Origin of the sequence: Parapedobacter defluvii, assembly GCF_014642075.1 — a bacterium.
In the GTDB taxonomy this organism is placed as follows: domain Bacteria; phylum Bacteroidota; class Bacteroidia; order Sphingobacteriales; family Sphingobacteriaceae; genus Parapedobacter; species Parapedobacter defluvii.
Genome location: NZ_BMIK01000005.1, coordinates 224691 through 239397 on the forward strand (window position 1 = coordinate 224691; position 14707 = coordinate 239397).

Annotated in this window: 13 protein-coding genes and 1 tRNA gene; 5 read left to right on the forward strand and 9 right to left on the reverse strand. The window is 43.1% G+C overall.

Annotated elements, in window-relative coordinates:
* Positions 1-10: 10 nt before the first annotated feature.
* The 4 genes from IEX60_RS10310 (at position 11) to IEX60_RS10325 (ending at position 7167) form a co-directional block, all read left to right on the forward strand.
* The gene (locus IEX60_RS10310; RefSeq protein ID WP_229717509.1) at positions 11-1612 is read left to right on the forward strand and encodes a capsule assembly Wzi family protein; all 1602 of its coding nucleotides are present in this window, start codon (positions 11-13) and stop codon (positions 1610-1612) included.
* 18 nt (positions 1613-1630) lie between these two features.
* Positions 1631-3304, forward strand: coding sequence for a capsule assembly Wzi family protein (locus tag IEX60_RS10315; protein ID WP_188750210.1), 1674 nt, complete (start codon positions 1631-1633; stop codon positions 3302-3304).
* A gap of 243 nt (positions 3305-3547) precedes the next feature.
* Complete coding sequence (locus tag IEX60_RS10320; protein WP_188750212.1) at positions 3548-6046, forward strand: SLBB domain-containing protein; 2499 nt, start codon at positions 3548-3550, stop codon at positions 6044-6046.
* A gap of 20 nt (positions 6047-6066) precedes the next feature.
* A complete protein-coding gene (locus tag IEX60_RS10325; protein WP_188750214.1) occupies positions 6067-7167 on the forward strand; it encodes a Wzz/FepE/Etk N-terminal domain-containing protein in 1101 nt (366 codons plus the stop codon).
* Here IEX60_RS10325 and IEX60_RS10330 read toward each other — a convergent pair.
* From IEX60_RS10330 to IEX60_RS10340, 3 genes are read right to left on the reverse strand one after another with little or no spacing between them, the layout of a single operon-like run.
* Positions 7145-8365: a bifunctional 3,4-dihydroxy-2-butanone-4-phosphate synthase/GTP cyclohydrolase II gene (locus IEX60_RS10330; RefSeq protein ID WP_188750216.1), complete on the reverse strand. Its 1221-nt coding sequence runs from the start codon at positions 8363-8365 to the stop codon at positions 7145-7147. The two genes, IEX60_RS10325 and IEX60_RS10330, sit on opposite strands and share 23 nt — an antisense overlap.
* A gap of 37 nt (positions 8366-8402) precedes the next feature.
* Positions 8403-9923, reverse strand: a complete 1521-nt coding sequence (locus tag IEX60_RS10335; protein WP_188750230.1) for an LptF/LptG family permease — start codon at positions 9921-9923, stop codon at positions 8403-8405.
* Between the two features lie 42 nt (positions 9924-9965).
* Positions 9966-10343, reverse strand: a complete 378-nt coding sequence (locus IEX60_RS10340; protein ID WP_188750231.1) for an START-like domain-containing protein — start codon at positions 10341-10343, stop codon at positions 9966-9968.
* 100 nt (positions 10344-10443) lie between these two features.
* On the opposite strand from IEX60_RS10340, the gene IEX60_RS10345 reads away from it, so the two are divergent.
* Positions 10444-10520, forward strand: a tRNA-Met gene (locus tag IEX60_RS10345).
* Here IEX60_RS10345 and IEX60_RS25140 read toward each other — a convergent pair.
* From IEX60_RS25140 to IEX60_RS10370, 6 genes are all read right to left on the reverse strand, one after another.
* Complete coding sequence (locus tag IEX60_RS25140; RefSeq protein WP_373285042.1) at positions 10477-12093, reverse strand: recombinase family protein; 1617 nt, start codon at positions 12091-12093, stop codon at positions 10477-10479. The genes IEX60_RS10345 and IEX60_RS25140 overlap by 44 nt on opposite strands.
* A 44-nt stretch (positions 12094-12137) precedes the next feature.
* Positions 12138-12335 carry a hypothetical protein gene (locus tag IEX60_RS10355; RefSeq protein WP_188750234.1) on the reverse strand — a complete coding sequence of 66 codons (198 nt, stop codon included), beginning with the start codon at positions 12333-12335 and terminating at the stop codon, positions 12138-12140.
* A gap of 463 nt (positions 12336-12798) precedes the next feature.
* Positions 12799-13299 (reverse strand): DUF1281 family ferredoxin-like fold protein, encoded by a 501-nt coding sequence (locus IEX60_RS10360; protein ID WP_188750236.1) that lies wholly within the window; start codon positions 13297-13299, stop codon positions 12799-12801.
* 34 nt (positions 13300-13333) lie between these two features.
* Entirely contained in the window at positions 13334-13468 is a 135-nt protein-coding gene (locus IEX60_RS24975) for a hypothetical protein (protein ID WP_262892315.1), read from the reverse strand.
* The gene (locus IEX60_RS10365; protein ID WP_188750238.1) at positions 13468-13854 is read right to left on the reverse strand and encodes an ADP-ribosyltransferase-containing protein; all 387 of its coding nucleotides are present in this window, start codon (positions 13852-13854) and stop codon (positions 13468-13470) included. Before IEX60_RS10365 ends, IEX60_RS24975 begins: the two co-directional genes overlap by 1 nt.
* Positions 13841-14701, reverse strand: a complete 861-nt coding sequence (locus IEX60_RS10370; RefSeq protein WP_188750240.1) for a DNA adenine methylase — start codon at positions 14699-14701, stop codon at positions 13841-13843. The genes IEX60_RS10365 and IEX60_RS10370 overlap by 14 nt, the downstream gene beginning before the upstream one ends.
* Positions 14702-14707 lie beyond the last annotated feature (6 nt).

Below are 14707 nucleotides of genomic sequence, written 5' to 3' on the forward strand. Positions count from 1 at the left end.
CACTCCCATATTGGAAGACTTTTACCGTCGAGAACAACTACTGGGAAAATTTGACTCAACCGTTACATTTTCCGTCAGACCGCTGACAAACAATGTCATTAACAGACGTAATATTTTTTTGCCAGGAGACGAAGCCTCTAGAGCCCATCTGATTGACAAAGAGGAGGGACTCGATGTGCAAATTTTACCATTTCAATGGAAACACCAAATTAATAGCACGATCCCTTATGGTTGGAATGATGGGGCTATGATTCCTTCGGCAGGTTATCAGATGATGTTAAGTGGAGGGGTTTATGCTAAGTATAAGTTTTTAAGCATCCAGTTGAGGCCGGAATATGTCTTGGCACAAAACAAGCGCTATGAAGGATTTAACGCAAAATCCCGGCAGGCATGGTCAGCTTGGTACTCACGTTGGGGAAATACTATTGACAAACCGGAACGTTTTGGTGAGGGATGGTATTCAAAGGCACTTCTCGGCCAGAGCAGCATACGTCTTACCTTCGATCCCGTATCGGTTGGATTGTCTACGGAAAATCTTTGGTGGGGACCAGGATTGTACAATTCATTGATGTTAAGCAATACGGCTCCAGGTTTTGCTCATCTCACGCTTAACACAACGAAGCCGGTGAAGACACCAATAGGGAATTTTGAAGGTCAGATAATAGCGGGCAGGCTTGATGGATCGGGTTTTCCCCCAAAAGAAATGGGTAATTCGGATCATTATGAAGGCTTTTACAGGCCTAAATCTGATGATTGGCGTTATTTATCGGGGATCATATTGACTTATCAACCAACTTGGTTGCCCGGGTTATCAATCGGGCTTTCAAGGTCGTTTGTTGCTTATAGCGCAGCACTAAGCGGAGGTCTCAAAAATTATCTCCCCTTTTTCGAACCTGCTGTTAAGTCGTCTTATGGTGGAGAAGGTGACAGTGCAGCTAATGAGGGAGAAGGGATTGACCGTGATCAACTATTATCGACGTTTGTTCGTTGGCTCATACCGTCGGCAAATGCCGAAGCTTATTTTGAGTACGGACGAAACGACCACCCCTGGAATTCAAGGGATTTATTCGTGATGTTAGAACACTCCCGGGCATATATTTTCGGATTTCGTAAAATGACGGCTCTTAATTGGTTTGGTGACGATTATTTAAATGTCAACCTAGAGGTGATGCAGTCCGAAGGTCCGACGGAAGATATCAGACGAGGGGGGCCTTGGTATCGTCACGGGCAAGTACGGCATGGTTATACACATCTTGGGCAGATGCTTGGTGCAGGTATCGATCCAGGGAGTAACCTGCAAACGTTGAACATTTCTTGGATACAAGCGATGAAACAGCTCGGTGTACAGTTTCAACGTTATGTACATTATAATGATTTCTTCTATTTAATTTCTGACGATATGCGTAGAAATTGGGTTGATATCAGCATGGCGCTATATGGGGAATGGGATTACAAGAACTTTTTACTCAGTAGCCAGTTGCATTTTATTAAAGCCATGAATTATCAATACCAAGAGGTGAAGCCAAACCCAAATGCCAATAGTTATTGGAGTTTTAGTGGGAATGATAAGTTTAACGTTCAGTTTCAATTGGGGCTGTATTATAAGTTTTGAAATTAGCATATATAGACTATGTATAGCATTTCACGATTTGCTGTTGTTTTATTGATTGTTCTGGCTGGCTTAAACGATTTGAGCTGGGCTCAGGTACCTCTTGGTAACTCTGTGCTGGAAGAACAACAGCGAATTAATCAACTAAAAGGAATACTTGACCCATCCATTTCCTTTGCTATCAGACCGTTGCCTGCATCGATAGGGCCGATGGATGAAAACTCCCAGCATATTTTAGGTGGTGGACATTTCGCAAATGGTGAGGGTAAGATTAAATTGATGCCGGTAATTTGGAAGCAACAAATCAATTCAACTTATCGATATGGTTGGAATGACGGGCCTATGATACCCTCGGTAGGATATCAAACGATGATCAGTGCAGGAATTTATGCGGAATATAAGTGGTTTTCGATCCAATTAAATCCGGAATTCATAACGGCAGCCAATAAACAGAACCCTGGTTATAGGGGGGGCGATCAATACATGTGGTCGATTTGGTATGACCTAAACAATCACATTGATCTTCCAGAGTATTTTGGTGATGGAAGGTACACCAAAATTTTCCCAGGTCAAAGCAGCTTACGTTTTAACTATGATCCTGTTTCCTTTGGGATTTCTACGGAAAATATATGGTGGGGCCCGGGGCGTAAAAATTCGTTATTGATGACCAATAATGCACCAGGTTTTGTTCATTTGACATTGAATACGACAAGGCCGATATTGACCCGAATAGGGTCGTTCGAGGGGCAATTGATAGCAGGCAAACTTCCTGCCAGTGGATTTGTTCCAGCTCCATTAGAGGAAATGCAGTTTAAGGAGGAATATTATAATCCTAAGCCTGATGATTGGCGGTACATTTCCGGTATTGTGCTTGCTTACCAACCTAAATGGTTGTCCGGATTATCCATTGGGTTAGCTCGGAGTTTTATTGTTTACAGTGAAAATTTGGGGGGTGGGCTGAAAGGGTATCTGCCCCTTTTTGGTCCGGGTTCAAGGAATGCGTATAATGCCCCTGAAAAAATACAGAGTAGAGAGGATCGGATGAATAGGGATGTGTATTCATCTATATTTGCTAGATGGGTTATGCCGAAGGGGAACGCTGAAATTTATTTTGAGTACGGACGTACCGATCCTCCATGGGATCAACGAGATCTGTTGGTTGAATTGGATCATTCCCGTGCATATGTTGTTGGGTTCAGAAAATTGGTACCATTGAATACACATCGGGGCGATATGATCCAAGTAGAAGTTGAAGGTACTCAAATGGAAAAAACGAGAACACGGAATGTGCGGAATAGCCCTTCGTGGTATACAGATTATAGGGTAAGGCATGGATATACCAATCAAGGGCAAGTACTTGGTGCGGGAATAGGTCCCGGAAGTAACATACAGTCAATTGGAATTAGCTGGTTAAGAGGGCTGAAACAGCTGGGGGTGGAAGTTGATCGGTTGACGAATAACAATGATTTTTTTTACAAAGCTTATCGTGATATAAGAAGACCTTGGGTTGATTTGGGTGTTGCTGCTGTGGGCGTATGGGATTTTGATCGAATCGCTGTTTCGGGAAAACTCCGATATTCTCATTCATATAATTATTTGAATGAGCTAAAGGATTCAAGTGAAGGTTTTTGGGCTTTCGAGCACATGGATCGATCAAATTGGCATTTTGCTACTTCACTTATGTATAGGTTTTAAATTTATGCGATAGGCTAATTGGTTATTGTTATAGCGGGTGGTTCGTTACTTTCGAATTAATACGGTAAATGCATCTGAAATTAAACAGAAGCTCACACAAAATTTTTATGCTTAATTTTACGAAATTCAAATCGTATAAGGCGTTAGTATAAATAAAAATCAGTTTCTTTGTTAGTTGATTGACGCTCGGCTATACCAACATAGCGCAAGTTGTTAACAGGCCGTTGAGTTATTTTGCAATTTATGAAGATTTATATTGGTTTTTATTTGAGTATATTGTTCGTTTCTGTTTTACTGGTTTTTGGATATAATTGTTATAGCCAAACTATCAGTGCCGATAACCTTTCTCAGGTACGTGTAGATGATTTATCGGACGAACAGATCTTGGCATACCTAAGGCAGGCGGAGTCTATGGGATTGTCGGAAGAAGAAATGACGCAGGCGGCACTGCAGCGCGGGATGCCCGCTTCCGAGATTGAAAAATTGCGCACTAGAATTGCAACGCTGAAAGCCTCGTCAAATACCCGTCCACAAATAGTCAGTCCCGTACAAAACCGTCCGGAACGCCAAATGATAGATACGGTAGTTGCCAAACCAACTCCCCCCGATACTACGGTTAAGGATACATTACCAGTTTTTGGGGCTTCTTTATTTCAAGGAGCTCCGGCATTGTTTGAACCCAACCTTCGACTTGCTACGCCGCAAGATTATGTACTTGGACCAGGTGATCAGATATTGATTGATATCTATGGTAAATCCGAAGAAAATCATTCATTAAATATTACTCCCGAAGGGATGATTAATATTCCATATGTAGGTATAGTACAGGTCGCCGGAATGACCATTGAACAGGCCACAGCACGTATTCGAAGCGAAATGGCCACCATATACAGTGCAATTCGAACAGGTGGGACAAAAGTGACGGTTGCATTGGGTAATATCCGAAGTATTAAGGTAATTCTAACCGGAGAAATTGTTAAACCAGGTACTTATACCCTTCCTTCAGTAGCCACGGTATTCAATGCACTTTATTATTCCGGAGGGCCATCAAAAAACGGTTCATTCAGAAATGTCCGGCTGATCAGAGGGGGCAAGGAAATTGCCAGGTTGGATATTTATGATTTTCTGATTTCAGGCAACTTCAAAGAGAATGTCCGTTTAGAAGATCAGGATGTGCTGATGGTTCCGCCTTACGAAAGTAAAGTGGAGGTACGGGGTGAAGTAAAGCGTCCAGCGATATTTGAACTAAAGGAAGGTGAAACATTTGAAGATCTGTTGGCATATGCCGGCGGATTCACCGAAAATGCTTACCGGGCAAGGATTAAGATTACAAAGAGAACTGCAACAGAACAGCGTATTGAGGATTTGCTCAGCAGCCAATATGCGCATTATAGACCGCAGGCAGGGGATATTTATATGGTGGACCGCATTTTAACCCGGTTTGAGAACCGGGTGCGCATAGCGGGGGCTGTATTTCGCCCGGGAGACTATGAACTGAGCCCGGGGTTGACTGTATCTATGTTAATCAAAAAGGCAGAGGGACTGAAGGAAGACGCTTTCTTAAACCGGGGAAATATTCTGCGCTTGAAAGACGATTCGCAACACGAACAGCTATCATTCGATGTGGCTGGCATTGTTGCAGGCACAGAACCAGATATCGAATTGAAGCGGGAAGACGTTGTTACGATATCCTCCATCTTTGACCTGCGCGAAGCTTATACGATAGACATTGATGGTGAAGTCAGGTCACCAGGTAGGTTCCCTTATGCGGAAGGGATTACGCTACAGGACCTGATTATACAGGCAGGAGGCTTCCGTGAGAGTGCATCCGGTAGCCGGATCGAGATATCCAGGCGCGTAACAAATGCCGACATTTTATCCCAATCAGCCCACATCGCCGAGGTCTTTCAGGTGAACGCCGATAAGGGATTGAGTAAGGAAGATCAGGATTTCGTGTTGATGCCTTTTGACCGGGTGGTGGTCCGTACGTCAACCGGTTATGAAACACAGAAGACGGTGCGCATAGTGGGAGAAGTGTTATATCCAGGTTTATATACGATCAATCGTAAAGACGAGCGTATTTCGGATCTTATTAACCGAGCAGGCGGACTCACTCCTTTTGCTTATGTGGATGGCGCATCGCTGAAGCGTGGCGGATGGATCGGTAAAGGACCGACAGTGAATGAAACGGGAGCGGAAGTGGCTGAAAGAGAGCGGAAGAAACAAGCGGAATACAGCCGACTGCTCGCGCTGCAACAACTACAAAGCGATGCCTCGGTTTTTAACGAGCTTAATATCGACAAAAATATTGACAACGATCTCGTGGGTATTAATTTGGAGTACATTCTGAAAAGGCCAGGCTATCGGGGTGATCTTATCCTGGAAGATGGAGATGTTATTCATGTACCGAAAGAATTACAGACTGTGAAGATTTCCGGCGAAGTATTAGCTCCGTCTACAGCTGTGTACTCACCTTCAAAAGATTTCAGACAGTATATTTCCCAAGCAGGTGGTTTTTCTTCACGTGCATTGCGTAAAAGCGTTTATGTACTATATGCAAATGGATCGGTGAAAAGCACGAACCGCTTTCTGTTTTTTAATAATTATCCTCCCATCAAACCGGGAGCTGAAATTTTTGTGCCTCAGAAGGAGATAAAGCCCTCAATCGGTGTGCAGCAATGGCTGGGATTCGGTACCGGTATCGCATCACTGGCGGCAATCATAGTGACGTTATTCCGTTAATCAATTTGGTGTAATTGATAATGACTGACAACAAACAATCTGGTGCTTCACAAGGGCAACGCGACGATATCAATCTGAGGGAGCTGATTGTAAAGATCAATGGCTTAATCAGCTATTTGAGGAGTAAATGGGTGCTTATCTTTATAGTAGCAGCCCTTTGTGGTGCGTTGGCATTGGTTTATTCACTAACCAAGAAAACACACTATACCGCCAAGTTGAGTTTTGTTTTAGATGAGCAAAGCAGCAGTTCGGGAGGCGGCTTGGGAGCAGCTGCAAGCATCGCTGCTCAATTTGGGTTCAATCTAGGTGGATTAGGTAGTACGGGAGGATTCTTCCAGGGAGACAATATCATTGAATTTTTGAAGTCACGATCCATGATTGATAAAACATTGCTCTCCGAGGTGAAGTTTGGAGAAGAAAAGGATCTATTGGTTAATCGATATATTGCGTGTAACGGATTGCGGAAAAAATGGGCGAATAAGGCGCATCTAAAAGATATTCAATTTAAGGATACGATAGGCATATACCGTCAAGACAGTTTGATGGCTGAATTTTATAAGTCGATCTTAAAACGTAATCTTGTTATTGGAAAACCCGACAAGAAAAGCAATATCATCGCAGTGGAAATGGAAACGTTAGATGAATCGTTTTCCAAGGCGTTTGTCGAGACATTAATTAAGAATGCATCAGACTTCTATATCCGCACCAGAACCCAGAAAGCGGAGGAGAATTTAACCGTACTGACGCGACAGGTAGATTCAGTACGTAAAGAGCTTGATGCAGCTATCGGCGGAGTGGCTGCTGCAACGGACGCTAATCCTAATCCCAATCGTGCGCTTCAAAGTCTTCGGGTAGGGTCACAAAGGAGAACCGTGGATGTACAGGCAAATACCGCAATATTAACGGAATTGGTTAAAAATCAGGAACTTGCAAAAATCACATTGCGGAATGAAAAGCCCGTCATCCAAATTTTAGATAAGCCGATACTGCCGTTAGAGGACGACAAAATCGGAAAGGGGCTTGCCATTGCAGCTGGCATGGTATTGGGGGCCTTCCTGACTTGTCTGGTTTTGACAATCCGGCGTATTTACCGCCGGATCATGGAAGCGGATCCTTCATAATGGTATGTCCCATCCGGTCCCGTTTGGTCCGCAAATATTGTTCGTTATACGGATTGGATGCAATCTCTATGGGTACATTTTCGACAATCTCCAATCCGTATCCGATAAGTCCGGCACGTTTTGTTGGGTTGTTACTCATTAAACGCATTTTGGTTACACCCAAGTCCCGCAATATTTGTGCTCCGATACCGTAGTCGCGATGGTCAGGCTTAAATCCTAATTTTAGGTTTGCGTCGACCGTATCCAATCCATTTTCCTGAAGATTATAAGCATGCAGTTTGTTTATCAGACCGATTCCGCGGCCTTCCTGATTCATATATACTACAATTCCTTTACCTTCCTCTTCAATCATTTGCATCGCGCGGTGCAACTGCGGACCGCAATCGCAGCGGCAGGACCCAAATATATCTCCTGTAATGCAGGAACTATGTACACGTACCAAGATCGGCTCATCGGGAGCCCATTCTCCTTTGTAAAGGGCGATATGTTGTTCGCCCGTGATTTTCTGGGTATAGGCCATTAAATTGAATTGCCCCCATTGAGTTGGCAGGTTGACGGAAACTTCGCGTGTAATCAGTGAATCTTTGGCAAGCCGGTATTCGATTAAATCTTTGATGGAGATAATTTTTAAGTCAAAATGATTTGCAACCTGCACGAGATCGGGGAGGCGGGCCATTTCACCATCTTCTTTAAGAATTTCAACCAGTACACCAGCCGGTTCAAAGCCAGCAAGTCGAGCGAGGTCTACTGCTGCCTCCGTGTGTCCTGCGCGCCGCAGTACACCGCCATCCTTTGCAATCAATGGGAAGATATGTCCTGGCCGTCCAAATTCTTCCGGTTTTATGTCTGGATTTATCAATGCCTTGATCGTCTTTGATCGATCGGAAGCAGAAATTCCTGTGGTGCATCCATATCCCTGCAAATCCACCGAAACGGTAAAATTGGTTTCATACACAGCTGTATTATTTCCAACCATTAAATTGAGATCAAGTGCTTTGCAGCGCTCTTCAGTGAGCGGTACACAGACCAATCCACGGCCGTGAGCAGCCATGAAGTTGATGATTTCGGGGGTGGCATTCCGTGCAGCTGTGATGAAATCACCCTCATTCTCTCGGTCCTCGTCGTCTACGACGATAACCACTTTTCCAAGTTTTATATCTTCGATTGCTTCCTCAATCGTATTCAAGGTAATATCCATTGACTATACTTTAAACCACAGGCAAAATTACATTATCTTATGGGGATAATGTATAATCGTCTTGTAAAGATTTATGGGATTTCGGCTGCTCAGTTTGCCGATTGCGGCTGCCAAGTTTGGTCTTAAACCATGACCATACTTTTTCAGCTTTCAGCCGATATTGTTCAATATCAAATAGCGCGGAATCTGTCGCAGCTTTATAGGCAAGAAAAATGGCCAATGGCGACAATAGAAAGATGGCCATCCACATCCCCCAGAATGTGTCTATATTTCCCTCCTTTGCTGATTTCTCGCTTACTGTAGAAATAATGTGGTAAATAAGAAAAAAAATAATTGCCATGACAACTGGAAGCCCTAGGCCACCTTTTCGAATGATCGCACCTAACGGCGCTCCGATGCAGAACAGCAAGAGACAGGATACAGCTAAGGTGAACTTGCGCTGAAACTCGATATTATAGCGAATGTCCTTATCACGGTAAAACGTATCCTCATTGGCCTTTATATTAAGTACATCCTTAATATATCTCATTTGATTTGTGGCGTTACTAATGGCCATATTACGTTTGTCCAAGGGAATAACTTCTGCAAAACTCTCTTTGTAGTTCACCGGTGATAGAGGAACAGATTGAATACTATCTTTCGGTTTATAATAATCATTAAAATAATAATAATAAGATTTTATTTCGCGAAACACGGTATTCCGGAGACTATCCATCTGCACGGCGTTTGAATCGGTGTAATACTTGAGCTGCTTTAGATTGAGCATCATATGGTGACTCTTAAACAGGTTTTCGTCCGTTCGCTTCCATTCAAAAGCAGACATGTCAAATTTCTGTTCAGTTTCATCAAAATAAAAGCGCGTAAATTGCTGACGGGGGTTGTACACTTTCGCGTTTCTTGCTCTACTATCTTCATACCGAACTCCATCCTTGAGTTTAAGGATCATGGTATTGTTGTCTGGTGAATTGTAGATATATCCTTCTTTTGCCAATAGTACATTGCTGGCTGTGCTGCTCGACTTGTGATCGTAAATCATCAAGTCGTACAAAATTTTTCCATCTTTACTTTTTCCTTTTGCGCGAATGGAATAACCGGGAATTGTATTGTTAAACACACCTGGCTTCACCAGAAAATCAGTTTGTTTGATTCGTACATCGTAGAGCAATGCACCCATCTTAAGGTTGACAACAGGCAGAATGTAGTCACTGAAGAGAAAGGCACCGCCGCTGAATAATCCGACGAGGACAAACAATGGAGTCATGGCTTTTCGAAGGGAGATTCCCGCTGCCTTAATTGCCACCAGTTCATAGCTCTCCCCCAAATTGCCAAATGTCATGATAGAAGAGAGCAACATAGAGAGTGGCATAGCCATGGATATCTGCACAGCTGACTGATAAGCCAATAATTTTAGGATAACATACCACTCGAAACCTTTTCCAATCAAATCATCGATGTATTTGAATAGAAATAACATCAGCAATACAAACATCACGATAAGAAACGTGACGATGAATGGTCTGATGAATGACTTGAGGATAAGAAGATGGATTTTTTTCATCAGTAATCACCACAAACAACCTTACTACAAAGATAAGGTTTTTTAGGCACCGATTACACTTTGAAGATACTCTATTTGGTTATTCCAGATTAATTTGCGGTCATCGAGGTTTTCTTCCCAAGCAAAATCAGTAATAGCCAATGCTACATCGTTGGTGAGCTCATCCTGGATGATTTCCATTTCAAAATAATAAGGCTCGTCATCAAGCCATTTATATTTCACTAATTTGTTTTCCTTGCTACTGATCAGCTTGGCTTTATGCTGTTCGTCGTCCCAGCTAAATTCATAAATGCCATCCTTATAAGCCACGTCGTCGGCAAACCACTGGGCTAATGCGTTGGGCTCTTGCAGGAAGGAAAATAAGATTTTTGGTGAAGACTTAATTTCGTATTCCAAATGGAATTTGATTTTTTCTGCCATGCTAATCGTGATAATATGCGTATAATCTGCGTTTTATATAGATTGTTAACTTTTTTTCTAAAGAAAGGTAAAATAAACTATATTTGCAAACTAAATTTTTGGCGGGGTAGCTCAGATGGTTAGAGCGTAGGATTCATAACCCTAAGGTCGGCAGTTCGATCCTGCTCCCCGCTACCAACGTTGCGAAAGAGGCAAAATCCAGTCCTAATTCTGGTATGCCTCTTTTTTTATTGCTTATAATTTGCTGAAAATAAGCTATATACGAAAACAGTGTGTTTATTCTTGGGGTTCGACATTCGTCTGTTTTCTTGCAGTAGGAAATACCATTAGGGAAGAGTAGAAACTGTATGCGTTTCTTGGTGTTATAGTCGGCGGAAACCCACTTTAAAGGCAATTCAAGGGCTAATTTAATGGCAGTACCTACGTTTTCATCAAGGTTCGACACCTGTTTGGAGAGTTTCATCAGATTCTTCTCAATTTCAGCCTTTTCTTCCTTATACCTTGCATGGTATTTATGGTATAGATCGCCACCTATTTCTTCCTCTATATAACGCTCCTCTAACCTGTCGATCTTCTTTAGTATCTGTGTGTGTTGCTCCTGCAGGTCACGGTAGTCATCTTGGTCTCCTACCGTCAATTGATTGAATTTGGCCACTGCTTGCTTATTTACAGCCCTAATCATGTCTTTGGCCTGATCGATCCTAAAGCTGTGCAGTATCTGCTCAAAAACGTTATTGAGATCCCTTGCGCTCTTGTTGTTGTTGCAGGCCTTTGTATTACATTTGTAGTAGTATAGGCTCTTCTTCTTTACGATGTAGCCACGCATGGGCTTTCCGCAGTGGTCACAAATAAGGAAGCGTTTCAGTGGGATTTCTGAATTTTCCTTGTTGATCCGGTATCCCTGTGGGTTTTCTTTCAGGAGTCCATTTACCATAAGGAATACCTCTTTCGAGACGAGTTTCTCATGGTTGCCCTCTACAACTTTTCCCTCGAGCATGTTGTGGGCCATCATGCCACAATAGAAAGGGTTTCGAAGTATCTTGGACATATGTTGGTGACATACCTTTAACCCTTTCTCTGCAAGTCTCGCCCTTATGGCTTCGATGGACAGGTTATCAAAGGCTTTCCAGTGGAATGCCTGTCTGATTAATCTACCTTTTGCATTGGCGACAATCTTGCGTTTACCATCCTTTCTGACGATTTCAAAGCCCATAGGGGGTTGGGTCGGCCAATCTCCCCGGAGGAGCATTTCCTTTGTTCCTGCCATGCATTTCTGCCTGCGAAGCTGGTTGTCAAATTCGCCAAAAAGGAAGAGCATTTTCTGTTGCATCTGTCCGGAGGCACTGGACGTATCGATAGGCTGTGTTACCGATATGATCTCGATGCCAAGTTTTCTAAGTTCATTGGTAAGCCAGATGGAGTTGTCGTTTCGTGAAAAACGTTCAAGGCTATAGACCAAAATGTACGATATCTTACCCTTGTACTTCCTGACAAAAGAGATCATGGCCGTGAACTGTTTGCGTTCATCGGTCTCTGCGCTCTCGTAGGTTCCACCGAAAGTAGCGGCGATGTTGTACCCCTGCTTTTCGGCATAAAGCGTACACGCCTTTAATTGGGTGGCAAGGCTGAGGTTATCTGCTTGTTGTTGACTGCTTACCCGGGTATAAATTACGCAGTCCTTACTGCTTTTTATCGCCTTGGGTGCTTTTTGCCCCTTGGCAAACGTATCAAAAAATAGTGTTTCTGACATAGACTAACAATTAAAATACAGGTGTTAAACAATACCCTAATATACTAAAAATCAGTCATTTCACCATGATTTTCTTTTTCTTTTTTGTGGTATTCGAGAGCAATTTCTACAAAGGTCTTTATGGTACGGATAGCTTCCTCTGCCTGTTCGTCTGTAAAGTGACTGAACATTGGCAGAGACTTCACTTCCTCAATTGTGAGGTCGTGTTTTCTTGTTATATCTTCCTTATCGACGTATTTCATGAGGGATATGCTTAAATGGGTAAAGCCGACAATGGGTTGTTGTCGGCATAAAATAAAATGGGAGATAGTTGATTTACAGCCCTTTATTCGTTATATTTGTAGTGTAACGAATTGAGGGCCAAGGCTATGAAAACATTCATTTATTTGTGCATAACAGCAATTATCGGTTCAGGAGCATTTCTCGCGGCATTGTCCATGAGTAACCCATGGCCTGCGTATGCCGTTGGGTTTGGAATTTGGATTCTGTTCTTTTGGGGTGTGGCAAAACGTTCACGTGATGCATCAATGCGCAGGGAACGAGAAAGGCTCTTTGATGACTGGCTGCGTTCTCAGCAACGAGGAGATCGGAGGTAGCAACGGTGGTTTAACGGCTTATCCTTTCTTTTTTTGTTGGATTTTCAGAAGGTTTTTATGCGATGCCCCAAGTGGGCATTTTTCTTTTTGTCAGTAAAGAGAGATGGTTCTATCTTCGGCGACTATAAGGTTTATTTAACTGATCCTTTTTCATTTCCAGCATGATCTCCAAGATCTCTGCATCACTATCGTAATAAAATCCCTCGAACATATATGCCTGTTCTTCCAGATCATAATTGAATTTTTCAAAGTCTTCAATATCGAGCCTGATGTCATGTATCTTGCCCTGGTCATACGTAGCCTCCCCAAAAATAGAATGGCCGAGTTCGTGGTAATCAAGTATAAACCCTGTTTGAAACCTATCGGCCACCTGAGTAAGTAGGTCGATATTTGGCGTTGCTATCGTTTCAAAATAGACTTTCTTATCGAAGAGGTCTATATTAGAGAAGCATCCGTCGTTGTTCTTAATAAATGGGGGACGTTGTCCTTGCTGGGTTTCCTTTTCCAATGCTGACATCGCTCGGAATAACCACTCGATCTCTTTAAGTGATTCGGGAGAGCCTGTAAATTGCACGAAATGGCTGCACCAGTTTTCTATATTGTTTTCCATGAGTGTGCATTTAGTTGAAATGGTTGTGTTTTTTTCAGCGGGTTCTTCCAGTAGACAGTATTCTGTCAATGGATAGGATGGTGATCTGCCGGGCATTGAATGCAACGTACTCTGACTGTTCGTCTCCCAAGTCGGAGACAATACCATCATACCCTGCACGTTCCATCATCAGGTGGGCATCTTCGCCATGAAGACTGCCGTACATATCCGCAATTTCGCCGAGGCTATCTCATCATATAGGGTTTGCAGGGCTTCTTTATTGTCCAGTTTATCCCCGGTTAGGATTTCCCATATAAGCGACGCCTGATTTTCAACGCTGAAAATCGAATGTAGACGCAGGTCAAGTGGATTCCTAAAGTCAAGATGTGCGGTAATAACCGTTTCGCCAAAAAGGAGGGCATGTTCACTTTTGTCGGCAAAGAAAAATCCGTGTACGGTATTATCCCACCCGGTATTACTACCTCGGTATTGTTCGTCGAAATGCTCAAAAAATGCATCCGTTCCATGGTAGAATATGGTTTGTGGGTCAATTTTCAGCTTTTCATTCATTACCATCTGTTTCCGGGTTTAAGGGGGTATCAAATTCGGCTATCAGTTGCTCTCCAATTGGGTAATTGGCTACGAGCATTTCAGTTTTTGTTTTTTGATCCCCTCCTTTGGCATTCACAGATACCTTTTGATTGATTGACCACTTCTGCCATCCATTTTTCTTGGTGTACCGTTCAAGTATCGGTGATGGATAGGAAGACAGAAGAAATTTCCCCTTGATCTTGCTGAGCAGTTCGAGTAGGTTTTCATAATCTTTCTCGCTATATCCATCGTAGTGTCCAAGGTCGGAATTGAAATAAGGCGGGTCACAATAAAAGAAGCTGTCCTCGGTATCCCGGCTTGCGATGACGTAAAGTGCATCCGCACATTCAAATTGGCACCGTTGTAATCTATGTGCCAATGTTTTGGTAAATCCATCCCGTTTGGTATTGATTTTCTTGGTTGTTGTATTGGAAGATATATCAAAGCCCCAGCTTCCGTCGAGCATGCCTGCGAACGATTGTGTACTGAGTATCCAAACTGCCCATGCACGCTTGATCTGGTTGAACATATCGGGGTTGTTGTAGACTACCCATGCCTTGCGATGCAGATCCCGGCTATGGAGGGCGGTACGTATCTCAGCCTCCAAGGCCGTAAAATTTTCCTTGACCGTCCTGTAGAAATTAATCAGTTCTTTATTGGTATCGTTTATAACCTCAACCTGAGAAGGCCGCTTGGCAAAAAATATAGCCGCACCGCCTACAAACGGTTCGCAATAGAGCCTGTGCCGGGGTATCAGCGAGACGATACGTGCAGCAAGTTTCTGTTTGCCACCGTAATAGCTGATGGGGGTTCGTAGCCTGATCTTATTCATGAAGTA